Source organism: Streptomyces sp. Ag109_O5-10 (genome assembly GCF_900105755.1).
GTDB lineage: Bacteria > Actinomycetota > Actinomycetes > Streptomycetales > Streptomycetaceae > Streptomyces.
In genome coordinates this window covers 3017926-3043012 of sequence record NZ_FNTQ01000001.1, presented here as the reverse complement: position 1 = coordinate 3043012, position 25087 = coordinate 3017926, and the positions used below count along the sequence as shown (strand labels likewise).

Below are 25087 nucleotides of genomic sequence, written 5' to 3'. Positions count from 1 at the left end.
ACGAGCTGATGACCGTCCCGCAGATCCTTAGCGAGCTCGGCGGAGTGTCTCGACGGACGTTCTACCGCTGGCGTGAGCTGGGACATGGGCCAGCTTCGTTCAAGCTGCCCAACGGGGAGCTCAGGGTCTGGCGGAGCGACTTCACCACGTGGTTGCGGCAACTGGAGGCAGCAGCGTGAAGTCTCTGGACGTAAAGGTGTGGGGCGTTCGTAAGCGGAACACGAAGAAGTCGTCCTATGACGTTCGGTGGGTCGTCGCGGGGAACGTGTTCTCGGAACAGTTTCGGACCAAAGGGCTGGCGGATCACTACCGATCCAAACTGCTCCAGGCCGCGCATGGGGGTGAGGGGTTCGACACCGCCAGCGGGTTGCCTGACTCGATGGTCGAAAAGGCAGCTTCGATGAGCTGGTACGCCTTTGCTCTGAGGTACCTCGCAATGAAGTGGCCCCACGCTGCTCCCAACACGCGCAGTGGGATCAACGAGTCGCTGACGGCGGTGACCATGGCTCTCTTGGACGACCGACCTGGCCAGCCGCCTGAAGAGCTGATCAGGAAGACGCTCCGCAACTGGGCGTTTGTCCTTCCCGGGCCCGATGAGCGCGAGTTGCCCGATGACGTCGCGAACACTCTGAGCTGGGTCTCGAAAGCTTCGCGACCTCTGGCAGACCTCGGTGATGCTGCCCTGGCAAGGACGGTCCTGGACTCGCTGAGGCTGAAGCTCGACGGAACCGCTGCAGCCGCGGAGACCGTCCGGCGTAAGCGGCGAACCCTGGTCAACGCTTTGCACTACGCGGTGGACCTCGGGGAGTTCAAAGAGAGCCCGGTGGCCCAGATCCGGTGGAAGAAGCCGAAGGTCGCCGGAGAGGTCGACCCGCGCGTGGTCGCCAACCCCGAGCAGGCACGTGCTCTGCTGACGGCCGTGTCGTACGTCGGCGGGTACGACCGGGCCCGCGGTCGTCGACTCGTCGGCCTGTTCGCCTGCATGTACTACGGAGCCTTCCGGCCGGCTGAGGCGGTGGCGCTCAGCGAAGCAGACCTGAAGCTGCCAGAACGCGGCTGGGGTACGGCGCTCTTGAACCGGACGCGGCCCAGTGCCGGAAAGCAGTGGACGGACTCGGGCGAGACTCACGACGACCGGGGTCTCAAGAATCGCCCTGCCGAGGAGGTCCGGCTCGTTCCGATTCCGCCTCAGCTCGTCGTCATTCTCAAGCAGCACCTCGACACCTTCGGCACTGCTGAGGACGGGCGGTTGTTCACGAACGAGCGTGGGGGAGTGGTCGGCTCGTCGACGTACTACCGCGTTTGGCAGGAGGCTCGGACGCTGGCCTTTCCGCCGGCCGCGGTCGAATCACCACTCGCTGCTCGGCCGTACGACCTCCGGCACTCGGCCTTATCCACCTGGCTCAACTCCGGCGTAGACCCGACCGAGGTGGCCCAGCGGGCAGGAAACAGCGTTGAAGTCCTGCTCGGCCGCTATGCGAAGTGCATCGACGGGCGGCAGGAGATCGCCAACCGGAAGATTGAAGATCTCCTGAGCGAGTACGAGTGAATTGGGTCGCTCGGCGAACAGCCCCCAGCCTTTGGCGGATTCTCGGGATCCCCGCAACACCTGATGGCTTATGCGGCCATCAGTAGATCACGCAGACGCTCGGCTGGGGTTCTCCAGCCGAGCGTCTTGCGTGGCCGACCGTTGAGCTGCTGGGCGACGTGTTCAAGGTCTGCGGGACTGTGCGCGGACAGGTCGGTGCCCTTGGGGAAGTACTGCCGAAGCAGGCCGTTCGTGTTCTCATTCGAGCCGCGCTGCCAGGGCGAGTGGGGGTCGCAGAAGTAGACCGGCACGCCGGTGGCCACGGTGAACTGCTTGTGCGCGGCCATTTCGCAGCCCTGATCCCAGGTCAGCGAACCGCGCAAGTGCTCGGGCAGGGCCTGGATCAGCGGCACCAGCACATCGCGGACTTCCCCGGCCGTGTGTCCGCCGGGCAGATGTCCGAGCATGACGTAGCGGGTGGAGCGCTCGACCAGGGTCACTATCGCGCTCTCGCTGCGTGGGCCGACGATCAGATCGCCTTCCCAATGACCGGGAATCGCTCGGTCCTCAACCTCCGGCGGCCGCTCGGAGATCATCACCATCTCGTCGAAGAAGCGGCGAGTGCGCTGCTCCGGGCTGCGGTGAGGCTTGCGGCGGGTGCGCCCGGTGCGCAGCGCGACCGCGACCTGGCGGCGCAGGCCGCCTCGGGCCTGGACGTAGATGGCCTGGTAGATCGTCTCCGGACTCACCCGCATACTCTCGTCGTCGGGGAACTCGATGGCCGCAGTGTGACTGATCTGCTCCGGTGACCAGCGTTCGCGCAGCCTGTCCTCAACGTATCGACGCAGCGGACCGTCTGCGGCGAGCTTGGATGCCTTGGGCCGGGCGCGGCTCTCGGCCCATGCCCGCTGGGCCCTGTGCGGCCGGTAGACGCCGTCGACCGCCCGGGTGTCGATCTCCCGCTTGACCGTGGACGCCGGCCGCCCCAGAGCCCGCCCTATCGCCCTCAACGAGTGGCCGGCCCGGTGCATGTCAGCGATCGTCTCCCGCTCGGTCACGGTCAGAAACCGGGGGTGCAGCTGCGCGTCGACCGCTGCGAGAAGCGGCGGCTTGATGATGGTCACACCGGTCTTATAGACGATCAAGCGTCCGTCAGGACGCAGCCGGGAGTGGCCGATCTGGCGGATGCCCTGGTCCCAGTCCTCGGCGGTGCGCTCGTGGACGCCGACCTGCGCGGCGGCATCCCGGCGCCGAACTCCAGCCGCACGCAGCCGCTCGTACTCCGCCCGGCCTTGATGGCCAGACCTGCCGGGCTTCCCACGACCGCGGACACCGGCCTTACGGGCCCACCCGAACGCCGTGTTGCGGTTCACCCCGACTGCCCGAGCCGCCAGGGTAACGCTGCCGCCCTCCCGGTCCAGCGCCTCGAAGAACCTCGCCTTCAACACCTCGAAATCCACGATCCCCGCAGCTCCCTGAACTCCAGGGTGTTGCGGGGATCAGTAGAACTTGCCTTTACGGGTTGGGGGCTTCGTCGTGTACCGGCCGCACTCCCTAAGCCGTCGGTTGCTGGATGCACCTTTCGCGTCACTTTCCCTCTCGCTGCTGCCCGGGCACCCCAGGCGTCCCGTCCGATTCGCCCTCTACGCGCGGTCGGACAGAGTGCCGACCCTCGCTATATGGGGGCTTCCAAAAAGTCGACGCGCAGGCTGGGCGAGTCACGGCTGATGTGCCCGTACTGCGGTCTGCCACAGGAACGCGTGGCGACGATCGAACACGACTGGGTGCTGTTGGAGCCCGACATGGCTCCGCTCGCCCACCTGGTGCCGGCGGAGTACCGGTGGATCGAGACGTCCGACGGGCGAGTGGCGGTGTACGGCGTCTGTCCTGCCGAGCCGTTCCAGCGGTGCCGCATCGAGCATCGTCTTGCCTGTCCTGAGCAGTCCCTCCCGGATCTCTGGCCGTGGTTGACGAGCCTGCGAGGGGAGAACGCCCGGCAGGCCGAGCGGCTGAACGAGCCCGAGCCGCCTCATGCTCCCGAAGAGTGGCCGGACGCCGGATAATGGGCTTCGGCTGAATCGGTGGGCTGACCTGGGTCGATGCTCCAAGATCCTGTCCACAAATAGTCCACAGAGGCCGTCATAGTGCTGCCCAACGCCGCATACGCCTGCACATGCAAGAAGACCCCGGCCTCAGCGTTTCCGCTGGTGACGGGGTCTTTGGGCACCTCATAAGGGGTGCCCCCGGCAGGATTCGAACCTGCGCACACGGCTCCGGAGGCCGTTGCTCTATCCCCTGAGCTACGGGGGCGTCTGGCTTTGAGCTGTTGCTCGCGGCGACGGGTAGAACACTACCAGCTCGGTCGGGGTGATCAGGAACGGGTTTCGCGGGGGTGCTCGCCCGGAGGGGGTGGAAGTCGGGAAAACCCGGACGCGGTGGCCGGTCCGGACCTACTCTCGAGTTGTGCCAGGGGCGTCGGGCCGGGTGCTTGTTGTGGACGACAACAAGGTCATCCGGCAGCTGATCAGGGTCAATCTCGAACTGGAGGGTATCGAGGTCGTGACCGCGGCCGACGGTGCCGAGTGTCTGGATGTCGTTCATCGGGTGCGTCCCGACGTGATCACCCTCGACGTCGTGATGCCTCGGCTCGACGGGCTGCGGACCGCTGCCCAGCTGCGTGCGGATCCGCGGACCCACGATCTTCCGCTCGCCATCGTCAGCGCCTGCACGCAGCACGAGGTCGAGACCGGTCTCGACGTCGGCGTCGACGCGTTTCTCGCCAAGCCCTTCGAGCCCGCGGAACTCGTCCAGGTGGTGCGGGAGTTGATCGAGCGTCGGCGGCGGAGCAGGGGCGAGGGGGACGAGGTCCACTTCTCGGGGGAGCGGGCCGGGGGCAACCCCGCCTATCCCTGATCCCCGCTGCGTCTGTCCCTGAGCTCCGGTGCCTCTCCGGGCGCCCCCTCGCTGCCGCCGCGGCGCCCCCCTCCTTGCCGCCGCGGCGTCCCCCTCGCTGCCCCTGCGGCGTCGCCCCCGGTGCCGCCGCGGCGTCGCCCCGCTGCCCCCGCCGCACCGTCCACATGCCGGAAGCCTGGCCAAACCGGCTCGCATACCCACCCCCCTCCTCCCCTACGCTTGTCCCGTGACTCCCGTCGAGCTCTCCCGTACCGTCCTGCGCGCGGTGCGCCGTGCCGTGGACGCCGGGGAGCTCGATGTGGCCGTGCCGGAGCGGGTCGTGGTGACGCCGCCGGGGCCGGGTGGCTGCGGGGACTACGCCACCAACGTCGCGTTGCAGCTCGCCGGGCCCGCCGGGCAGCCGCCTGCACTGGTCGCGGAGATCCTGGTGCCGCTGCTCGCGGAGTGCGCCGGCGTCGAGGACGTCGTCGTGACCGGGCCCGGGTTCCTCAACATTTCGCTCAGTTCCGCCTCGTCGCCGACCGCCACCCTGGTCGGGGAGATCCGCCGTCTCGGAGCCGGCTACGGGCACGGCGACGCCCTCGCCGGTCAGGTGGTCGCGCTCCGGGTGCCGTACGACGTGCGGGCCGAGGTCGTCGCCGACGCCGTGGTCAGGATCGTCGCGACGCAGGGCGGCCGTGGTGAGGTCGAGCACGGGGAGCCCGTCAGTCTCCGGCCCGTTCCGGCGCCCGAGGATCCCGCGCCGCTCGGGCCCGACGCCGCCCAGTGGGCCCTGCTGCATCCCGCCGCCCACGACCGGCCCCGCATCACCGCCGATCATCTGGTGCAGCGGGAGAGCAACCCGCTGTTCCGGGTCCGGTACGCGCACGCCCGGGTGCGGGCCGTCGGGCGGGGAGCGGGGCGGCTCGGGTTCGGTGCCGTGCCCGGCGACGTTCCCGACGCCCCGGGCGGTCTCGTCACCGCCCTCGCCGACTACCCCCGCATCCTCACCGGCGCGGCCGTCCATCGCGCCCCCGACCGGCTCGCCCGGCACCTCGTCACCGTCGCCGACGCCGCGCTGCCGTTCCTGCCGACCGTGCTGCCCCACGGCGACGAGAAACCCTCGGCCGCCCACCGCGCCCGGTTCGCCCTCGCCGAAGCCGCCGGGACGGTGCTGGCCGGCGGCCTGTCCCTGCTCGGCATCGACGCACCCGATCACCTCTGAGAGAGCCCGAAGAGCAATGAGCCGTTCCGCGCACCCCGCCGGGCCCCGGCACGCCGACGTCCTGCCCGAGGGGCACTACGCCGCCCCGCCCACCGATCTCAACGCCCTCGACCCAAAGGTGTGGGCCCAGACCGTCACCCGGAACGCCGACGGCGTCGTCACCGTCGGCGGTGCCGACGTGAAGACCCTCGCCGAGGAGTTCGGCACTCCCGCCTACGTCCTCGACGAGGACGACTTCCGGGCCCGGGCGCGCGCCTGGCGCACCGCCTTCGGACCGGACGCCGACGTGTTCTACGCCGGGAAGGCGTTCCTGTCACGGGCCGTCGTGCGCTGGCTGCACGAGGAAGGGCTCAACCTGGACGTGTGTTCCGGCGGGGAGCTGGCCACCGCGCTGTCCGCGGGTATGCCCGCCGACCGGATCGCCTTCCACGGCAACAACAAGTCGGAGGGGGAGATCCGCAGGGCCGTCGAGGCCGGTGTCGGGCGGATCGTGCTCGACTCCTTCCAGGAGATCGTGCGGGTCGCCCACATCGCGCGGGAGCTCGGCACGCGGCAGCGCGTGCAGATCCGCATCACCGTGGGTGTCGAGGCGCACACGCACGAGTTCATCGCCACCGCCCACGAGGACCAGAAGTTCGGGATTCCGCTGGCCGGCGGGCAGGCCGCGGAGGCCGTGCGGCGGGCGCTGCAGCTCGACGGGCTCGAGGTCATCGGGATCCACTCGCACATCGGGTCGCAGATCTTCGACATGTCGGGGTTCGAGGTCGCCGCGCACCGCGTGGTCGGGCTGCTCAAGGACATCCGGGACGAGCACGGGGTCGAGCTGCCCGAGATCGACCTGGGCGGCGGGCTCGGGATCGCGTACACGAGTGACGACGACCCGCGCGAGCCGCACGAGATCGCCAAGGCGCTCACCGAGATCGTGACCCGGGAGTGCGAGGCCGCCAGGCTGCGCACGCCCCGGATCTCCGTGGAGCCGGGGCGGGCCATCGTCGGTCCCACCGCCTTCACCCTCTACGAGGTCGGCACCATCAAGCCGCTCGACAACCTCCGCACCTACGTCTCCGTCGACGGCGGCATGTCCGACAACATCCGCACCGCGCTCTACGACGCCGAGTACAGCGTCGCGCTGGTGTCCCGGACCAGCGACGCCGAGCCGATGCTCGCCCGCGTCGTCGGCAAGCACTGCGAGAGCGGGGACATCGTGGTGAAGGACGCGTTCCTGCCGGGCGATCTGGCACCCGGTGACCTCATCGCCGTACCGGCCACCGGCGCCTACTGCCGTTCCATGGCCAGCAACTACAACCACGTGCTCCGGCCGCCCGTCGTCGCGGTGCGGGACGGCGCGGCCCGGGTGATCGTCCGGCGGGAGACGGAGGAGGACCTGCTCCGGCTCGACGTCGGATGACGGGCGGATGAGGAGGGGGACGGTGCGGGAGGAAGATCTCCTGTCTGCCATCGCCGCACAATGAAATAGATGTCTCACGATCCGGACGAAGGGTAGAAACTCCCGTCCGGTGAGTGAGACTGGTCCAACCGTAGACGGTATGAGGAAACGAGGTCGGATGATGCGTACGCGTCCGCTGAAGGTGGCGCTGCTGGGCTGTGGGGTCGTCGGCTCAGAGGTGGCACGCATCATGACGACGCACGCCGACGACCTCGCCCAGCGGATCGGCGCCCCGGTCGAACTGGCCGGTGTCGCCGTACGACGGCCCTCCAAGGTCCGTGCGGGCATCGACCCGGACCTGGTCACCACCGACGCCACCGCGCTCGTCAAACGCGGCGACATCGACGTCGTGGTGGAGGTCATCGGCGGGATCGAACCCGCCCGCACCCTCATCACCACCGCCTTCGAGCACGGCGCGTCCGTCGTGTCGGCCAACAAGGCCCTGCTCGCCCAGGACGGCGCCGCCCTGCACGCGGCCGCCGAGCAGCACGGCAGGGACCTCTACTACGAGGCCGCCGTCGCCGGTGCCATCCCGCTGATCCGGCCGCTGCGCGAGTCCCTGGCCGGCGACAAGGTCAACCGGGTGCTCGGGATCGTCAACGGGACGACCAACTTCATCCTCGACAAGATGGACTCCACGGGCGCCGGGTACCAGGAGGCCCTCGACGAGGCGACCGCCCTCGGGTACGCGGAGGCCGACCCGACCGCCGACGTCGAGGGGTTCGACGCCGCCGCCAAGGCCGCCATCCTCGCCGGCATCGCCTTCCACTCGCGCGTCCGGCTCGACGACGTCTACCGCGAGGGCATGACCGAGGTCACCGCCGCCGACTTCGCCTCCGCCAAGAACATGGGCTGCACCATCAAGCTGCTCGCCATCTGCGAGCGCGCCGACCACGGCGGCTCGGTGACCGCCCGCGTGCACCCCGCCATGATTCCGCTGACCCATCCGCTCGCCTCCGTGCGCGGCGCGTACAACGCCGTCTTCGTGGAGTCCGACGCCAGCGGGCAGCTCATGTTCTACGGTCCCGGCGCCGGTGGCGCCCCGACCGCCTCCGCGGTCCTCGGCGACCTGGTCGCCGTCTGCCGCAACCGGCTCAGCGGGGCAACGGGGCCCGGCGAGTCGGCGTACGCCGGCCTGCCCGTGTCGCCCATGGGCGATGTCGTCACGCGCTACCACATCAGCCTCGACGTCGCCGACAAACCGGGTGTTCTCGCCCAGGTCGCCACCGTCTTCGCCGAGCACGGGGTTTCCATCGATACGGTTCGGCAGACCGGCAAGGACGGCGAGGCCTCCCTCGTCGTCGTCACCCACCGGGCCTCCGACGCCTCCCTCTCCGGGACCGTCGAGGCGCTGCGCAAGCTCGACACCGTGCGGGGTGTCGCCAGCATCATGCGGGTTGAAGGAGAGTAACCAGCAATGACCCACCAGTGGCGCGGAATCATCGAGGAGTACCGGGACCGGCTGCCCGTCTCCGACACCACGCCGGTCGTGACGCTCCGTGAGGGCGGCACGCCCCTCGTGCCCGCGCAGGTGCTCTCCGAGCGCACGGGCTGCGAAGTCCACCTGAAGGTGGAGGGCGCGAACCCGACCGGGTCCTTCAAGGACCGCGGCATGACCATGGCCATCAGCAAGGCCAAGGAGGAGGGCGCGCAGGCCGTCATCTGCGCCTCCACCGGCAACACCTCCGCCTCCGCCGCCGCGTACGCCGTGCGCGCGGGCATGGTCTCCGCCGTGCTCGTCCCGCGGGGCAAGATCGCGCTCGGCAAGATGGGCCAGGCCCTCGTGCACGGCGCGAAGATCCTCCAGGTCGACGGCAACTTCGACGACTGCCTCACCCTCGCCCGCAAACTGAGCGAGAACTACCCGGTGGCACTGGTCAATTCGGTCAACCCGGTGCGTATCGAGGGCCAGAAGACGGCCTCCTTCGAGATCGTCGACATGCTCGGCGACGCGCCCGACATCCACGTCCTGCCGGTCGGCAACGCGGGCAACATCACCGCGTACTGGAAGGGGTACAGGGAGTACGCCGCCGACGGCATCTCCGCCCGGACCCCCCGGATGTGGGGTTTCCAGGCCGCCGGCAGCGCCCCGATCGTGCGCGGCGAGATCGTCAAGGACCCCTCGACGATCGCCACCGCGATCCGCATCGGCAACCCCGCCTCCTGGCAGTTCGCGCTCGCCGCCCGGGACGAGTCCGACGGCCTCATCGACGAGGTGACGGACCGTGAGATCCTGCGCGCGTACCGGCTGTTGGCCGCGCAGGAGGGCGTCTTCGTGGAGCCCGCCTCCGCCGCGTCCGTCGCCGGTCTGCTCAAGGCCGCCGAGCAGGGCAAGGTCGACCCGGGCCAGCGGATCGTCTGCACGGTCACCGGGAACGGCCTGAAGGACCCCGACTGGGCCGTCGCGGGCGCCCCGCAGCCGGTCACCGTGCCGGTCGACGCGGCCGCCGCGGCCGAGCGGCTGGGTCTCGCCTAGAGAATCACCGAGGGCGACCCGAGGGTGACCCGAGGGCGTCCGCGTGGGTGTCCCGAGGGCGTCCGCGAGGGTGTCCCGGACAGGGAACTCCCTAGGGAGGGGGCACAGGGGGCTTACGACACGCATCGTGCGCCTCCTGTGCGCCCTATGTCGCCACAGAACCTTCCTTCGATAGGCTGTACCGAACCCGCCCGCTGCATATGCCTCCGCATATGGCGCGGTGCCGCGCCGTCTCCACGGCCCGAGGGTCCCCCACGTACCTATCGAATGTCATTCGACCATCACGCAGCTCAAGGAGAGTCATCGAGCGATGGCCGGTCCAGCGTTCCGCGCCGCCGCCGTCCGGGTGCGCACCCCTGCCACCAGCGCCAACATCGGCCCGGGCTTCGACGCCCTGGGCCTCGCGCTGGGGCTCTACGACGACGTCGTCGTCCGGGTGGCCGACTCCGGGCTGCACATCGACATCGCGGGGGAGGGCAGCGAGACGCTGCCACGTGACGAGAGCCACCTTCTCGTACGCTCCCTGCGCACCGCCTTCGACCTGCTGGGCGGACAGCCCCGCGGCCTGGAGATCGTGTGCGCCAACCGCATCCCGCACGGCCGCGGCCTCGGCTCCTCCTCCGCCGCCATCTGCGCGGGCATCGTCGCCGCGCGTGCCGTGACCATAGGCGGCGAGGCCCGCCTCGACGACACGGCCCTGCTTGAGCTCGCGACCGAGATCGAGGGCCACCCCGACAACGTCGCGGCCTGCCTGCTCGGCGGCTTCACGCTCTCCTGGATGGAGTCCGGCGCCGCCCGCGCGATCAGGATGGAGCCCAGCGATTCCATCGTTCCGGTGGTTTTCGTGCCCGGGAAGCCGGTCCTGACGGAGACCGCGCGCGGACTGCTCCCGCGCACCGTGCCGCACGTCGACGCCGCCGCCAACGCGGGCCGCGCCGCCCTGCTCGTCGAGGCCCTCACCCGGCGCCCCGAGCTGCTGCTGCCCGCCACCGAGGACCGTCTGCACCAGGAGTACCGCGCCCCCGCGATGCCGGAGAGCGCCGCCCTGGTGGAGCGGCTGCGCGCCGACGGCGTCCCGGCCGTCATCTCCGGCGCCGGACCCACCGTGATGGCGCTCGCCGACGCCGGCAGTGCCGAAAAGGTGCAGGCCCTGGCGGGTGCGGGCTGGGCCGCCAACCGGCTCGACCTGGACCTTCAGGGAGCGAGCGTGCTGCCGCTCGCGCCCTCCAGCGACATGTGACGCGCACGATTGCCGGATTTGGAGAGGGGGAATGTTTGTTGGATCCGGTAGTGTTAACCTCAAGTCTGCACCCGACCTCACCATGGCGAGGTGCTTCGTGTCCCCCTTCGGGACAGACATTCTTCCGGGAGTCTCCCAAGCCACTCAGCGTTCTGTATGACGTACCTGGGCAGTACGCCGTACCCGGGCACTGAGAGGGCCGCTGGGCACGCTCCGGAACAGGTGCTACCACGCCACGTGACACCGGGTGCCACGGCTCGTCGGAAGCGCCGTCACCAGATATTTCTTCCGCCGCATTGGCGGACCACCGCCCCGGCACGGTCCACACAAGCAAGGACCGAAAGCCGGACAGCACAACCGGTCGCCGAGCCAGACAGGCCGACGTCCGCTCCAGGGAAGGACCCTTCGTGAGCGACACCACCGATCTGATGGGCGCACGTGTCGAGGAGACCGCTGCCGCGCCCGCCACGGACGCTTCCGCGCCTGCCTCCGGTGCCGGCTCCCGGCGGCGCCGCGGTACCGGCCTCGAGGGCATGGTGCTGGCCGAGCTTCAGCAGGTCGCATCCGGCCTCGGTATCAGGGGCACCGCGCGGATGCGCAAGAGCCAGCTGATCGAGGTCATCAAGGAGGCGCAGGCCGGAGGCGGAGCTTCCGCCAAGGCCGAGACCGCCACCGAGACCAAGCCGAAGCGCCGCGCGACCTCCAAGGCCCGCACGGGTGACGAGGCAGCCGAGAAGAAGGCGGAGCAGGCCGCCGAGGCCCCCGCCGAGAAGGCCGTGGCCCAGCAGCAGATCGAGATCCCCGGTCAGCCGGCCGGCCGCGCGGGCGAGGCAGAGCGCGACGGGGACGACGCCCCGGCCGAGCGCCGCCGTCGCCGGGCCACCGCCGAGGCCGGCAGCCCCACCGCCACCGGCGCCGAGACCATCGCCGCCGAGGCGCGGTCCGAGGCGAAGGCCGAGACGCCCGCGCAGTCCCAGCAGCAGGGCGACGCCCGCGCCGACGCCGGTGACGAGGGCCGCGGCCGTCGCGACCGCCGCGGCCGTGACCGCGACCGCCGCAACAAGGGCGACGAGCAGCAGGGCGGCGGCCAGGGCGGCCGCCAGGACCGTCAGCAGGACCGGCAGGACCGTCAGCAGCAGCCGCAGCAGCAGGGCGGCGGCCGTCAGGACCGGAACGCCGGGCCGCAGGACGACGACGACTTCGACGGCGGACGCCGTGGCCGTCGCGGCCGCTACCGCGACCGCCGTGGCCGCCGCGGCCGTGACGAGATCGGCGGCGCCGAGCCGCAGCTGGCCGAGGACGACGTCCTGATCCCCGTCGCGGGCATCCTCGACATCCTCGACAACTACGCGTTCATCCGGACCTCCGGCTACCTGCCCGGCCCGAACGACGTGTACGTCTCCCTCGCCCAGGTCCGCAAGAACGGCCTGCGCAAGGGCGACCACATCACCGGCGCGGTCCGCCAGCCCAAGGAGGGCGAGCGGCGCGAGAAGTTCAACGCGCTGGTCCGCCTGGACTCCGTCAACGGCATGGCGCCCGAACACGGCCGCGGCCGCCCGGAGTTCAACAAGCTGACCCCGCTCTACCCGCAGGACCGGCTCCGTCTGGAGACCGACCCGGGCGTGCTGACCACCCGGATCATCGACCTCGTGTCGCCGATCGGCAAGGGCCAGCGCGGTCTGATCGTGGCCCCGCCGAAGACCGGCAAGACCATGATCATGCAGGCGATCGCCAACGCGATCACGCACAACAACCCCGAGTGCCACCTGATGGTCGTCCTGGTCGACGAGCGTCCGGAAGAGGTCACCGACATGCAGCGGTCGGTCAAGGGCGAGGTCATCTCCTCGACCTTCGACCGCCCGGCCGAGGACCACACCACGGTCGCCGAGCTCGCCATCGAGCGCGCCAAGCGTCTGGTGGAGCTGGGCCACGACGTCGTCGTGCTGCTCGACTCGATCACCCGTCTGGGCCGTGCCTACAACCTGGCGGCGCCGGCCTCCGGCCGCATCCTGTCCGGTGGTGTCGACTCGACCGCCCTGTACCCGCCGAAGCGCTTCTTCGGTGCGGCCCGCAACATCGAGGACGGCGGCTCGCTGACCATCCTCGCCACCGCCCTGGTGGACACCGGGTCCCGCATGGACGAGGTCATCTTCGAGGAGTTCAAGGGCACCGGCAACGCCGAGCTCAAGCTCGACCGCAAGCTCGCCGACAAGCGCATCTTCCCGGCGGTGGACGTGGACGCGTCCGGCACCCGTAAGGAAGAGATCCTGCTCGCCCCCGACGAGCTCGCCATCGTCTGGAAGCTGCGCCGGGTGCTGCACGCCCTCGACCAGCAGCAGGCGGTCGAACTGCTCCTCGACAAGATGAAGCAGACGAAGTCGAACGCCGAGTTCCTGATGCAGATCCAGAAGACGACGCCGACGCCCGGTAACGGCGACTGACGGTCGTACGTCGGCCGCGGGTTCGCCGTGGCTGGTCGCGCCCACGCGGCGACAGCCGCACACTGGACGCAGTCCCGCGCCCCTTCGGGGCGCGCACAGGAACCGCCTCCTGCAATGCGCAGGGGGCGGTTCCTTGCGTTTTTCTCCCGGGGTACGATCGCGCCTTCGGTCAATCGACCGACACACGAACGCCTTATCCCGAGGGGGGACTTAGGTGGGTACACCCACGTCCGGGAGCGGTCGTCACAGACGCCGGATACGTTTCGCTCTGCCCGTGGCCGCGGCCGGAATCGCCGCCGCCGTCACGGCCGCACTGATCTCGACCTCCGCCAGCGCGGCCACCCAGCCGGTGCCCACGGCCAAGCCGGTCGTCAGCACGCCGTCGCAAGCCGTCCTGAACAAGCGGATCGCCCGTGCGGTCACCGCCGACAGCGGTACGACGTCCACGCAGAAGTCGACCGCCACCGCGAGCGGTTCGGCCGTCTCGCCGAAGATCATCGGTGGCGGTACGACCACCATCTCCGCGGCGCCGTGGATGGCCCAGCTCTGGTACTACGACGCGAGCACCGACTCCGGCTTCTTCTGCGGCGGCTCGGTCATCTCGCCCACGAAGATCCTCACCGCCGCGCACTGCGTCAAGGGCTTCAAGTGGAGCACCACGGACTCCGCGGTCGTCACCGGCACCGCCTCGCTGCCCACCACCAACAGCGACGGCACCGCCAACCTGCACGGCGGCACCGCCACCGCCGTGTTGCGCCAGTGGAACCACCCGTCGTACAGCCTGTCGGCCCACGGCGCCCCCAACAACGACATCGCCGTGCTCACCCTGGCGGCCCCCGTCAAGGCGACCCCGATCCGCATGACGACGAACACCGACACCGCGTCGTACACGGGCACGCCCGCCAAGACCGCCAAGGTCTACGGCTGGGGCCGCACCAGCTCCACCACGGACGACATCTCCGACACGCTGAAGACGGCCACGCTGCCGATCGACCCGGACGCCACCTGCACCGCCGCCTACGGCAGCACCGACTTCGTCAAGGGCCACATGGTCTGCGCGGGCACGGCCGCCACCGGCAGCGACACCGGCACGACGACCACCTGCAACGGCGACTCTGGCGGCCCGCTGGTCGTCGGCGGCCGGATCGTCGGCGTGGTCTCCTGGGGTGTCGAGGACTGCGTCGCCAAGGGCGCCTACGCCGTCTTCACGAAGGTCAGCGCCTACGTCGGCGCCGCCTACGCGCAGATCGCCGACACCAACCTGAGCCTGTTCACCAAGCACTACGACAACAAGGCGGACCTGTTCGCCCGCAAGTCGTCGACCAAGGTCGGCTACGAACTGGACTCCAAGGGCACCTCGCTCGCCTCCCGCGTCTCCTGGGGTGACTGGAGTGGGGTCAACGTCATCCTCCAGGCCGACCTCAACCGGGACGGCTTCCAGGACATGGTCTACCGGCTGGCGTCCTCCGGTGACGTCTACTGGGACCACGTGGTGCTGAACAGCGCCCAGACCAGCGCGTCCTGGGTCACGACGAAGCTCTTCACCAACTGGAAGACCCGCAAGGCCGTCGTCATCCCCGGCGACCTCACCGGCGACTACCTGCCGGACGTGCTCTCCGAGGACTCCAGCGGCGTGCTGTGGCTGTACCCGGGCAAGGGCAACGGCACCTTCGCCGCGCGCGTCAGGATCGGCGGCGGCTGGAGCCAGTACAACCAGCTGCGCGGCTTCGGCGACTTCAACGGCGACGGCAAGGCCGACCTGCTGGCCCGCAAGAGCAGCGGCGGCGACCTGTACCTGTACAAGGGCACCGGCAAGTCCGGCACCGGCCTCTTCTCGGCCCGGGTGAAGGTCCGCACCGGCTGGACCGGCTACAACACCCTGGCCGCTGTCGGTGACCTCACCGGCGACGGCAAGGCCGACTTCCTGGCCCGCACCACCGGCGGCACGCTGTACCTGTACCCGGGTACCGGCAAGGCGACCAGTGAGATCTTCGGCACAAGGAAGTCGCTCGGTACCGGTTTCCAGCAGTACGACATCTTCGGCTGAAATACCTGGTGAGTGGGGGCTCGCCCCACTTGCCCGGTCACCGAGTGTGCCCACCGCTCCACGCGGTGGGCACACTGCGTCGTGCAACCCTTTCCCGAGTTTCGCCGTCTGACCAGGCGGAGCGACGATGGTCCGGTACGCGCCGATGATCCTGGTACGCCGGGCCTGGCCCTGAAAGCAGGGGGTAACCGACCAGTCGTACGAGAACAGAGGAGCCCATGTCCGCCGAGAGCACGCCCGGTCCGGGCATACCCGGGCCCGGTCCGCAGGCCAGTGGCCACCGCAGGTCCCGCAAGGCGGGCCGCAGGGCGCTGCGCGTCACGGCCTGGACGGCGGCCGGCATCCTCGTTCTCGGCGGCGCCGGTGTCGGCTACCTGTACTTCAGGCTCAACGGCAACCTCAAGACCGTCGACATCAACCAGATGCTCGGCTCCGACCGGCCCGCGAAGGTCGACAACGGTTCCGAGAACATCCTGGTCCTGGGCTCGGACACGCGTTCCGGCGCCAACAAGAAGCTCGGCGGCGGCGCGGACGACGGCAGCGCCCGCTCCGACACGGCGATGATCGTCCACGTCTACAAGGGCCACAAGAAGGCCGCCGTGGTCTCCGTCCCCCGGGACACCCTGATCGACCGCCCCGCCTGCACCGACGCGCAGGGCACCACCCACTCCGCCGCGACCGGAGTCATGTTCAACTCCGCGTACTCCACGGGCGGCGCGGCCTGCGCGGTCAAGACCGTCGAGGCGATGACCGGCATCCGGATGGACCACTATCTGGAGGTCGACTTCTCCGGCTTCCAGAAGCTCATCGACGAGCTCGGCGGTGTCCAGGTCACCACGACGAAGGCGATCGACGACCGGGAGAGCCACCTCGACCTCAAGGCCGGCACCCACACGCTCGACGGCAGGCAGGCCCTCGGCCTCGTCCGCACCCGGCACGGCGTCGGCGACGGCTCCGACCTGGGCCGCATCCAGCTCCAGCAGGCGTTCGTCAAGGCCCTCATCGACCAGGTCAAGCAAGTGGGCGTCTTCTCCAGCCCCAAGAAGCTGTACGACCTGGCGGACACCGCGACGAAGGCGGTCACCACCGACTCCGACCTCGGCTCGGTGAACTCCCTGGCCGACTTCGCGAACGGCCTGAAGTCGATCAGCTCCAAGAACATGCGCATGGTCACCATGCCGGTGGAGTACGACCCGTCGAACCCGAACAGGGTGGTCGTGGCCGAGGCGAAGGCCAAGCTGGTGTGGAAGGCCCTGGAGAACGACCGGCCGATCCCGGCGTCCGCCACGAAGGGGACGGCGACGGGGCAGGCCAAGGGGGTCGTGACGTCGTAGTCCGGCTGCGGGTGATCCGTGGCTGCTCGCGCGGTTCCCCGCGCCCGCGGGAGGGTGGGTCCACCGACCCGCCCCCGCAAGGGGCGCGGGGAACCGCGCGACCGGCCTCCACGCACCCGCACTCGCACCCGACGAAAGCGTGGCACCCCCGTAGGCGCACCCTCCTCCCCGCCCCGGAATAAAGATCAAAGCCCCCCGGTTTTGGGAGATACGGCCAGCCCTGGCAGACTGGTACGTCGGCCCCGGTTCACGCCCCGCAAACCCGCGGCAGCGACCCGGTGCCCTCCCGATATCTAGGAGACACCTTGAAGCGCGAGATCCACCCCGAGTACGTCGAGACGCAGGTCAGCTGCACCTGTGGCGCGTCGTTCACCACCCGCAGCACGATCACGAGCGGCACCATCCGTGCCGAGGTCTGCTCCGAGTGCCACCCGTTCTACACGGGCAAGCAGAAGATCCTCGACACCGGTGGCCGCGTGGCCCGCTTCGAGGCCCGCTTCGGCAAGGCTGCCGCCGGCTCCAAGAAGTAGCGAGCCCCATTTCGCCGGTCCACGGCCACGCCCCTGCGAGGGCGTGCCCGGGACCGGCGTTTTTGGTCGCCCGCCTTCCCTTCCCCACGCCGTAGCAGTATCAGGAGCCAAAAATGTTCGAGGCCGTCGAGGAACTCGTCGTCGAGCACGCAGACCTGGAGAAGAAGCTCGCCGACCCGTCGGTCCACGCTGACCAGGCCAACGCGCGCAAGCTGAACAAGCGCTACGCCGAACTCACCCCGATCGTCGCCACGTTCCGCTCCTGGAAGCAGACCGGCGACGACATCGAGACCGCGCGTGAACTGGCCGCCGACGACCCCGACTTCGCCGCCGAGGCCAAGGAGCTGGACAAGCAGCGCGACGAGCTCACCGAGAAGCTGCGCCTGCTGCTCGTCCCCCGGGACCCGTCCGACGACAAGGACGTCATCCTGGAGATCAAGGCCGGCGCGGGCGGTGACGAGTCGGCGCTGTTCGCGGGCGACCTGCTGCGCATGTACCTGCGGTACGCCGAGCGCGTCGGCTGGAAGACCGAGATCATCGACTCCACCGAGTCCGAACTCGGCGGCTACAAGGACGTCCAGGTCGCCGTGAAGACCAAGGGCGGCAACGGCGCGACCGAGCCAGGACAGGGTGTCTGGGCGCGGCTGAAGTACGAGGGCGGTGTGCACCGCGTGCAGCGCGTGCCGGCCACCGAGTCGCAGGGCCGTATCCACACCTCGGCCGCCGGTGTGCTCGTCACGCCGGAGGCGGAGGAGGTCGACGTCGAGATCAACCCGAACGACCTGCGGATCGACGTCTACCGGTCCTCCGGGCCCGGCGGACAGTCCGTCAACACCACCGACTCCGCCGTGCGCATCACGCACATCCCCACCGGAGTCGTCGCCTCCTGCCAGAACGAGAAGAGCCAGCTGCAGAACAAGGAGCAGGCCTTGCGTATCCTGCGCTCCAGGCTGCTCGCCGCCGCGCAGGAGGAGGCGGAGAAGGAGGCCGCGGACGCCCGCCGCAGCCAGGTCCGCACCGTCGACCGCTCCGAGAAGATCCGCACGTACAACTTCCCGGAGAATCGCATCTCGGACCACCGCGTGGGCTTCAAGGCGTACAACCTGGACCAGGTCCTGGACGGCGACCTCGACGCGGTGATCCAGGCCTGCGTCGACGCGGACTCGGCGGCCAAGCTCGCGGCCGCGTAAGCCATGCACGACTGAGTACGACACGGAGGACCAGCGTGAACCTGCTGCTCGCGGAGGTGGCCCAGGCCACCCAGCGGCTGGCCGACGCCGGCGTGCCCTCGCCGCGCAACGACGCGGAGGAGCTCGCCGCGTTCGTGCACGGCGTGAAGCGGGGCGCGCTGCACTCCGTCAAGGACTCCGACTTCGACGCCCGCTACTGGGAGGTCATCGCCCGCCGGGAGCAGCGCGAGCCGCTCCAGCACATCACCGGGCGGGCGTACTTCCGGTACCTCGAACTCCAGGTGGGTCCTGGGGTGTTCGTGCCGCGCCCGGAGACCGAGTCCGTCGTCGGCTGGGCCATAGACGCCGTGCGCGCCATGGACGTGGTCGAGCCCCGCATCGTCGACCTGTGCACCGGTTCCGGCGCCATCGCGCTCGCCCTCGCCCAGGAGGTCCCGCGCTCGCGCGTGCACGCCGTGGAGCTGTCCGAGGAGGCGCTCCAGTGGACCCGCAAGAACATGGCGGGCTCCAGGGTCGACCTGCGCCAGGGAGACGCCCTGGACGCCTTCCACGACCTCGACGGCCACGTCGACCTGGTCATCTCGAACCCTCCGTACATCCCGCTCACCGAGTGGGAGTACGTCGCCCCCGAGGCCCGCGACTACGACCCGGAACTGGCCCTGTTCTCCGGCGAGGACGGCCTGGACCTGATCCGGGGCATCGAACGCACCGCGCACCGGCTGCTGCGCCCCGGCGGTGTCGTCGTCATCGAGCACGCCGACACCCAGGGCGGCCAGGTGCCGTGGATCTTCACCGAGGAGCGGGGCTGGGCCGACGCGGCCGACCACCCGGACCTCAACAGGCGCCCCCGCTTCGCGACCGCCCGCAAGGCGCTGCCGTGAGCACCCCGACCCCGCAGGCAGTGTTTTCCGACGTCCAGCTGTACGTGTACGAGGAGGCCCGCTAGACATGGCACGGCGATACGACACCAACGACGCGACCGACCGCGTGACGGGTCTGCGCGAGGCCGCGTCCGCCGTCCGCCGGGGCGAACTGGTGGTGCTGCCGACCGACACGGTGTACGGCATCGGCGCCGACGCCTTCACCTCGGAGGCGGTCGCCGACCTGCTCGACGCCAAGGGCCGGGGCCGCAACATGCCCACACCTGTGCTGATCGGCTCCCCGAACACGCTGCACGGTCTCGTCACCGACTTCTCCGAGCTGGCCTGGGAGCTGGTCGACGCGTTCTGGCCGGGTGCCCTCACGCTGGTCGCCAAGCACCAGCCGTCCCTGCAGTGGGACCTGGGGGACACCCGTGGCACGGTCGCCGTGCGCATGCCACTCCACCCCGTCGCCATCGAGCTGCTCACCGAGGTCGGCCCGATGGCCGTCTCCTCCGCCAACCTCACCGGCCACCCGGCCCCGGAGACCTGTGACGCCGCCCAGGAGATGCTCGGCGACTCCGTCTCCGTGTACCTCGACGGCGGCCCGACCCCCGGCAACGCCCCCTCGTCGATCGTCGACGTCACCCGCGAAGTTCCGTTGCTGCTGCGCGCGGGCGCGATCTCGGCGGAGGAGCTGCGGAAGGTCGTACCCGACCTCGAGGTGGCGAATTGACAGCCCCTGACGCGGGGCGTGGCATAGGCAACGGGGAGAGCGCGGCGGAGATCACGACGACGTTCGTGGGGCTGCCGCGCGACAGCTTCCGCATCCTCCACGTCAGCACCGGCAATGTGTGCCGCTCGCCGATCACCGAGCGGCTGACCCGCCATCTCGTGACGGACCGGCTCGGCGCCTTCCTCGGCGGCGGGCTGGTCGTGGAGAGCGCGGGTACCTGGGGGCACGAGGGCGCGCCCATGGAGGCCAACGCCGAGGCGGTCCTCGCCGACTTCGGGGCGGACGCGTCCGGGTTCGTGGGCCGCGAACTGCTCGACGAGCACGTGATCCGGGCCGACCTGGTCCTGACCGCCACCCGTGACCACCGCGCCCAGGTCATCTCCATGGGCCACTCGGCGGGCCTGCGCACCTTCACGCTGAAGGAGTTCACCCGGCTGGTCCGCGCGATAGACCCGGCGACGCTGCCGCCGACGTCGGAGGGCGTGGTCGTCCGGGCCCGAGCGCTGGTCCGCGCGGCGGCGGCCCTCCGCGGCTGGCTCCTGGCACCGACGGCGGAGGCGGACGAGGTCTACGACCCCTACGGCGCCCCCCTCCCGTTCTTCCAGTCCATCGGCGACGAGATACACGAGGCCCTGGACCCGGTGGTCACGGCGCTGACCGGCGTCCCGGCGCGCATGTAAGCCCACGTCTCCCAAGGGAGCACCCGGCGCTGCAGGCCGTGCCCACCCGTTCCGCCCTGCGGAACGCCTGCCCACGGCGGTGCCGGTGACGACGGTGGAGTCCCGCACAGGACGCGCGGGGGTGCAGCGCCCCGCAAGGGGCGCGAGGAACCGCGCGGGCAACCCCCACGTACCCGCGGCCGTGTGACCGGTCGCAAGGCTTCTGCGGTGGTGAGGCGGGCCGGCAGGCCCTACGTACCCGCGGCCGTGTGACCGGTCGCAAGGCCTTTGCGGCGGCGAGGCGGACCGGCACGGGCGGCCCTACGTACCCGCGGTCGCGTGGCCGGCCGCAAGGCTTCTGCGGTGGCGAGGCGGGCCGGCAGGCCCTACGTACCCGTGGCCGCGTGACCGGCCGTAAGGCTTCTGCGGTGGCGAGGCGGGCCGGCAGGCGCTACGTACCGTGGCCGCGTGACCGGCCGTAAGGCTTCTGCGGTGGCGAGGCGGGGCGGCAGGTTCTACGTACTCGCCGGTCGCGTTGGCCGGCCGTAAGGCCTTTGCGGTGGCGAGGCGGGGCGGCAGGTTCTACGTACCCGCCGGTCGCGTGGCCGGTCGCGAGGCTTCTGCGGTGGCGAGGCGGGGCGGCAGGCCCTACGCACCCGCGGTCGCGTGGCTTCCTCCGGTGGTGAGGCAGGGCGGCTCCACGGTCGTACGTACAGACCGCGCGTCCGCCCTGTCCCCGGCCTACATTGGACGTACGTCACCGCCGACCGCCCGGAGCACGTCATGTCGGTCACCCCTGCCCTCCTCGAGGGCGACCTCCTGCGACGGCAGGATCCTGAGCTGGCCGAGATCCTGCTGGGGGAGCTCGCCCGGCAGTCGACGTCGTTGCAGCTGATCGCCGCCGAGAACTTCAGCTCGCCGGCCGTGCTGGCCGCGCTCGGGTCGCCGCTCGCCAACAAGTACGCCGAGGGATATCCGGGCAGCCGCTACCACGGCGGCTGCGAGATCGTGGACGTCGCCGAGCGGCTCGCCGTCGACCGGGCCAAGGCGCTGTTCGGCGCCGCGCACGCGAACGTGCAGTCCCACTCGGGATCGTCCGCGGTGCTCGCCGCCTATGCCGCGCTGCTGCGGCCCGGGGACACCGTGCTGGCCCTGGGCCTGCCCTACGGCGGTCACCTCACGCACGGCTCCCCGGCGAACTTCTCCGGCCGCTGGTTCGACTTCGTCGGGTACGGCGTGGACGCCGAGAGCGGGCTCATCGACCACGACCAGGTGCGGACGCTGGCCCGCAGCCACCGGCCCAAGGCCATCGTGTGCGGGTCCATCGCCTACCCCCGGCACATCGACTACGCCTTCTTCCGCGAGGTCGCCGACGAGGTGGGCGCCTATCTGATCGCCGACGCCGCCCACCCCATCGGGCTCGTCGCCGGGGGAGCCGCGCCGAACCCGGTGCCGTACGCCGACGTCGTGTGCGCGACCACGCACAAGGTGCTGCGCGGGCCGCGCGGCGGGATGCTGCTGTGCGGTGCGCCCGAGCTGGCCGAGCGGCTCGACCGGGCGGTGTTCCCGTTCACGCAGGGCGGTGCGCAGATGAACGCCGTCGCCGCGAAGGCGGTCGCGTTCGGGGAGGCGGCAACACCGGCGTTCACCGCGTACGCCCATCAGGTGGTCGCCAATGCGCGGGTTCTCGCGGCCGGGCTGGCGCAGGCGGGGCTGGCCGTCACCACCGGCGGCACCGACACGCATCTGATCACCGTCGACACCGCGCCGCTCGGCGTCGAGGGGAAGGCCGCCCGCGGCCGGCTCGCGGCCGCCGGGATCGTGCTGGACTGCTGTGCCCTGCCGCACGGTGACGCGCGGGGGCTGCGGCTGGGCACGGCCGCCGTCACCACACAGGGCATGGGCGAGGCGGAGATGACCCGGATCGCGGCGCTGCTGGCCGGCGTGGTGAGCGGAGTCACGGACGCGGGGAGGGCGCGTGCCGAGGTGGGCGAGCTCACCGGTAGATTTCCGCCGTATCCCGGGTGAGACGGGGTAGGCGCAGCGTCGTACACCCCGCTGTGAGTCGGGCTCACAGCCTTGCGTGCAACCATCGTCGCTACCCGGAAGTCCCCATACATATGCGTCCCTCGCTAGGGTGTGGGGCTGTGATGGCCAGCGAGACATGTGGGGAAGCCTGTGCGTGAATACCTGCTGACGCTCTGCATCACGGCCGCGGTGACGTACCTGCTGACAGGGCCGGTACGGAAGTTCGCGATCGTGGCGGGGGCCATGCCGGAGATCCGGGCGCGTGACGTGCACCGGGAGCCCACTCCGCGGCTCGGCGGGATCGCGATGTTCTTCGGCCTGTGCGCGGGGCTGCTCGTCGCCGACCACATGTCCAACCTGAACGAGGTCTTCGCGAAGTCGAACGAGCCGCGGGCGCTGCTCTCCGGCGCCGCGCTGATCTGGCTGATCGGTGTGCTCGACGACAAGTTCGAGATCGACGCACTGATCAAGCTGGGCGGCCAGATGATCGCCGCGGGCGTCATGGTCATGCAGGGTCTGACGATCCTGTGGCTGCCCGTCCCGGGCGTCGGCAACGTGGCCCTGACGCCCTGGCAGGGCACGCTGCTGACGGTGGCCCTGGTCGTCATCACGATCAACGCGGTGAACTTCGTGGACGGCCTGGACGGCCTGGCCTCCGGCATGGTGTGCATCGCGGCCGCGGCGTTCTTCCTGTACGCCTACCGCATCTGGTACTCGTACGGGATCGAGGCCGCCGCACCGGCGACGCTGTTCGCCGCGATCCTGATGGGCATGTGCCTGGGCTTCCTGCCGCACAACATCCATCCGGCGCGGATCTTCATGGGCGACTCGGGCTCGATGCTGATCGGGCTGGTGCTGGCCGCGGGCGCGATCTCGATCACCGGTCAGGTCGACCCGGACGTGATGAACCTGTTCGCCGGGTCCGAGCGCAACGCCGTGCACCAGACGGTGCCGGTATACATCCCGCTGCTGCTGCCGCTGACCATCATCGCGGTGCCGGCCGCCGACCTGGTGCTGGCGATCGTGCGGCGCACCTGGCGCGGCCAGTCGCCGTTCGCGGCGGACCGCGGTCACCTGCACCACCGGCTGCTGGAGATCGGCCACTCGCACAGCCGGGCCGTGCTGATCATGTACTTCTGGTCGGCGCTGATCGGCTTCGGCACGCTGGCCTACTCGGTGAACTCGGCGTCCATGTGGATCGTGCTCGGCGTGGCGTTCCTCAGCGCGGTCGGCCTGGTGCTGCTCCTGCTGCCGCGGTTCACGCCGCGGGCACCCGTCTGGGCGCAGGCCTTCGTGCCGCCCCGCTACCGGCGCCGTGGGGCGGGCCAGCCGGCCGAGGAGCCGGCGCCGGCGACCGCCGAGGTCGCGGCGTCCGTCGAGCGGGAGGAGCCGGAGAAGCCGGGCGACGACGCGTACCGCTCCCCGGTGCCCGCCGGAGCGGCCCCGGTGAACGGGGTGACCGCTGCCCCGGTGAACGGCGTGGCCAAGGCCCCGGTGACCGGTGCGACCGCGGCCCCCGGCAACGGCGCGACCGCCCTCGGTGCGCGTTCGCGCTTCCTGGACCGGCGGCCTTCCAAGACCTCCCGCTGACCCCGGCAAGGTAAGAATCTGACTAGAGCATTGCCAACTCGTGGGGGACCAAAGCCCCCCAATACCAGACACAACGGCGCGGTTTCCGCTCAGGCGCGCAGTTTCACTCTCATGTGTGACAGCGAGCACACCTACGAGGTAAAGACCTCATCAAATAGTTTGTGATACGGTTCACGAGAACCCCGGACAGAGTCGAAGGACCCGGCAGCGACGGTCCGTCAGCGTGAGGTCTTCGATCCTCCGACCGGGACTACGCTCGTCCATGACGACACCTGCCCCCCTGTGAAAGCGGAGTTGCCGCCATGCCGTCCAATGACGCCCGGAACCTGGCCCAGGCCGCCGTACCCACGGCCGCCGTCGGCGTACTCGCCGCCGTCGTCAGTGGGGTGGTCGCGGGCGGCAAGGGGGCGATCGGGGCGCTCGTCGCGACGGTGATCGTGATCCTCTTCATGGGGATCGGTCTCTACGTCCTGCAGCGCACCGCGAAGTCGTACCCCCAGCTGTTCCAGATGATGGGCCTGATGCTCTACGCGGCCCAGCTGCTGCTGCTGATCATCTTCATGGCCGTGTTCAAGAACACGACGCTGTTCAATCCCCGGGCCTTCGCCATCGTGCTGGTGGTCGCCACGCTCACGTGGATCACCGCACAGACCCGTGCCCACATGAAGGCCAAGATCCTCTACGTCGAACCCGAGAAGTCTGAAAAGTCTGAGAAGACCGGACAGTCGTCGTGAGAGGTAGGGCCGGGATAAAGGCGCACGAGAGATGCTGCTATCGTCCGGTGCCAACTGCGGCATCGCGGGCGCGGGCATCTGAGCTGACGCCTGCTCAATCGCGAGGCGAGATGCCCCCCAGCCGCCCCCA

The 25087-nt window shown here is 70.2% G+C and carries 21 protein-coding genes and 1 tRNA gene; 20 read left to right on the top strand and 2 right to left on the bottom strand.

From position 1 onward, the window contains the following. The first annotated feature begins 8 nt into the window (after positions 1–8). Together BLW82_RS13800 and BLW82_RS13795 are read left to right on the top strand one after the other, a co-directional pair. Positions 9–179 (top strand): helix-turn-helix transcriptional regulator, encoded by a 171-nt coding sequence (locus BLW82_RS13800; RefSeq protein WP_177233288.1) that lies wholly within the window; start codon positions 9–11, stop codon positions 177–179. Further along, complete coding sequence (locus tag BLW82_RS13795) at positions 176–1549, top strand: tyrosine-type recombinase/integrase (protein ID WP_093499077.1); 1374 nt, start codon at positions 176–178, stop codon at positions 1547–1549. Before BLW82_RS13800 ends, BLW82_RS13795 begins: the two co-directional genes overlap by 4 nt. A 68-nt stretch (positions 1550–1617) precedes the next feature. Here BLW82_RS13795 and BLW82_RS13790 read toward each other — a convergent pair whose 3' ends face one another. Beyond that, positions 1618–2799 (bottom strand): IS30 family transposase, encoded by a 1182-nt coding sequence (locus BLW82_RS13790; RefSeq protein ID WP_107408616.1) that lies wholly within the window; start codon positions 2797–2799, stop codon positions 1618–1620. Between the two features lie 24 nt (positions 2800–2823). On the opposite strand from BLW82_RS13790, the gene BLW82_RS46280 reads away from it, so the two are divergent. Beyond that, positions 2824–3591, top strand: coding sequence for a DUF6083 domain-containing protein (locus BLW82_RS46280; RefSeq protein WP_371131337.1), 768 nt, complete (start codon positions 2824–2826; stop codon positions 3589–3591). Positions 3592–3766: 175 nt separating this feature from the next. Here the strand turns inward: BLW82_RS46280 and BLW82_RS13780 are convergent. Then, positions 3767–3838 (bottom strand) — tRNA-Arg (locus BLW82_RS13780). A gap of 99 nt (positions 3839–3937) precedes the next feature. On the opposite strand from BLW82_RS13780, the gene BLW82_RS13775 reads away from it, so the two are divergent. The 17 genes from BLW82_RS13775 (at position 3938) to BLW82_RS13695 (ending at position 24957) form a co-directional block, all read left to right on the top strand. Then, positions 3938–4441, top strand: a complete 504-nt coding sequence (locus BLW82_RS13775) for a response regulator (RefSeq protein WP_093499075.1) — start codon at positions 3938–3940, stop codon at positions 4439–4441. 226 nt (positions 4442–4667) lie between these two features. Continuing rightward, the gene (gene nrtL, locus BLW82_RS13770) at positions 4668–5645 is read left to right on the top strand and encodes an ArgS-related anticodon-binding protein NrtL (RefSeq protein WP_093499074.1); all 978 of its coding nucleotides are present in this window, start codon (positions 4668–4670) and stop codon (positions 5643–5645) included. A 16-nt stretch (positions 5646–5661) separates the two neighbouring features. Next, positions 5662–7053 (top strand): diaminopimelate decarboxylase, encoded by a 1392-nt coding sequence (lysA, locus tag BLW82_RS13765; protein ID WP_093499073.1) that lies wholly within the window; start codon positions 5662–5664, stop codon positions 7051–7053. 157 nt (positions 7054–7210) lie between these two features. Next, positions 7211–8503 carry a homoserine dehydrogenase gene (locus tag BLW82_RS13760; RefSeq protein WP_177232937.1) on the top strand — a complete coding sequence of 431 codons (1293 nt, stop codon included), beginning with the start codon at positions 7211–7213 and terminating at the stop codon, positions 8501–8503. A 6-nt stretch (positions 8504–8509) separates the two neighbouring features. Continuing rightward, positions 8510–9568, top strand: a complete 1059-nt coding sequence (thrC, locus tag BLW82_RS13755; RefSeq protein WP_093499072.1) for a threonine synthase — start codon at positions 8510–8512, stop codon at positions 9566–9568. A 310-nt stretch (positions 9569–9878) separates the two neighbouring features. Beyond that, positions 9879–10808, top strand: coding sequence for a homoserine kinase (gene thrB, locus BLW82_RS13750; RefSeq protein WP_093499071.1), 930 nt, complete (start codon positions 9879–9881; stop codon positions 10806–10808). Positions 10809–11215: 407 nt separating this feature from the next. Further along, the gene (gene rho / locus BLW82_RS13745) at positions 11216–13249 is read left to right on the top strand and encodes a transcription termination factor Rho (RefSeq protein ID WP_093499070.1); all 2034 of its coding nucleotides are present in this window, start codon (positions 11216–11218) and stop codon (positions 13247–13249) included. 274 nt (positions 13250–13523) lie between these two features. Beyond that, positions 13524–15296, top strand: coding sequence for a trypsin-like serine protease (locus BLW82_RS13740; RefSeq protein ID WP_256215785.1), 1773 nt, complete (start codon positions 13524–13526; stop codon positions 15294–15296). Between the two features lie 218 nt (positions 15297–15514). Next, entirely contained in the window at positions 15515–16630 is a 1116-nt protein-coding gene (locus BLW82_RS13735; RefSeq protein ID WP_093499069.1) for an LCP family protein, read from the top strand. Between the two features lie 305 nt (positions 16631–16935). Next, the gene (gene rpmE / locus BLW82_RS13730) at positions 16936–17160 is read left to right on the top strand and encodes a 50S ribosomal protein L31 (RefSeq protein ID WP_030049623.1); all 225 of its coding nucleotides are present in this window, start codon (positions 16936–16938) and stop codon (positions 17158–17160) included. Between the two features lie 113 nt (positions 17161–17273). After that, a complete protein-coding gene (gene prfA, locus BLW82_RS13725; protein ID WP_093499068.1) occupies positions 17274–18350 on the top strand; it encodes a peptide chain release factor 1 in 1077 nt (358 codons plus the stop codon). Positions 18351–18385: 35 nt separating this feature from the next. Continuing rightward, the gene (gene prmC, locus BLW82_RS13720; RefSeq protein WP_093499067.1) at positions 18386–19231 is read left to right on the top strand and encodes a peptide chain release factor N(5)-glutamine methyltransferase; all 846 of its coding nucleotides are present in this window, start codon (positions 18386–18388) and stop codon (positions 19229–19231) included. 67 nt (positions 19232–19298) lie between these two features. Next, on the top strand, positions 19299–19946 hold the full coding sequence (locus tag BLW82_RS13715) for an L-threonylcarbamoyladenylate synthase (RefSeq protein ID WP_093499066.1): 648 nt from the start codon (positions 19299–19301) through the stop codon (positions 19944–19946). Beyond that, on the top strand, positions 19943–20626 hold the full coding sequence (locus BLW82_RS13710) for an arsenate reductase/protein-tyrosine-phosphatase family protein (protein ID WP_093499065.1): 684 nt from the start codon (positions 19943–19945) through the stop codon (positions 20624–20626). The genes BLW82_RS13715 and BLW82_RS13710 overlap by 4 nt, the downstream gene beginning before the upstream one ends. A 762-nt stretch (positions 20627–21388) precedes the next feature. After that, the gene (glyA, locus tag BLW82_RS13705) at positions 21389–22633 is read left to right on the top strand and encodes a serine hydroxymethyltransferase (RefSeq protein WP_093499064.1); all 1245 of its coding nucleotides are present in this window, start codon (positions 21389–21391) and stop codon (positions 22631–22633) included. 150 nt (positions 22634–22783) lie between these two features. Then, complete coding sequence (locus BLW82_RS13700) at positions 22784–24223, top strand: MraY family glycosyltransferase (RefSeq protein WP_093499063.1); 1440 nt, start codon at positions 22784–22786, stop codon at positions 24221–24223. A gap of 302 nt (positions 24224–24525) precedes the next feature. Beyond that, positions 24526–24957, top strand: coding sequence for a Cg1360 family ATP-synthase-associated protein (locus BLW82_RS13695; RefSeq protein ID WP_093499062.1), 432 nt, complete (start codon positions 24526–24528; stop codon positions 24955–24957). Positions 24958–25087 lie beyond the last annotated feature (130 nt).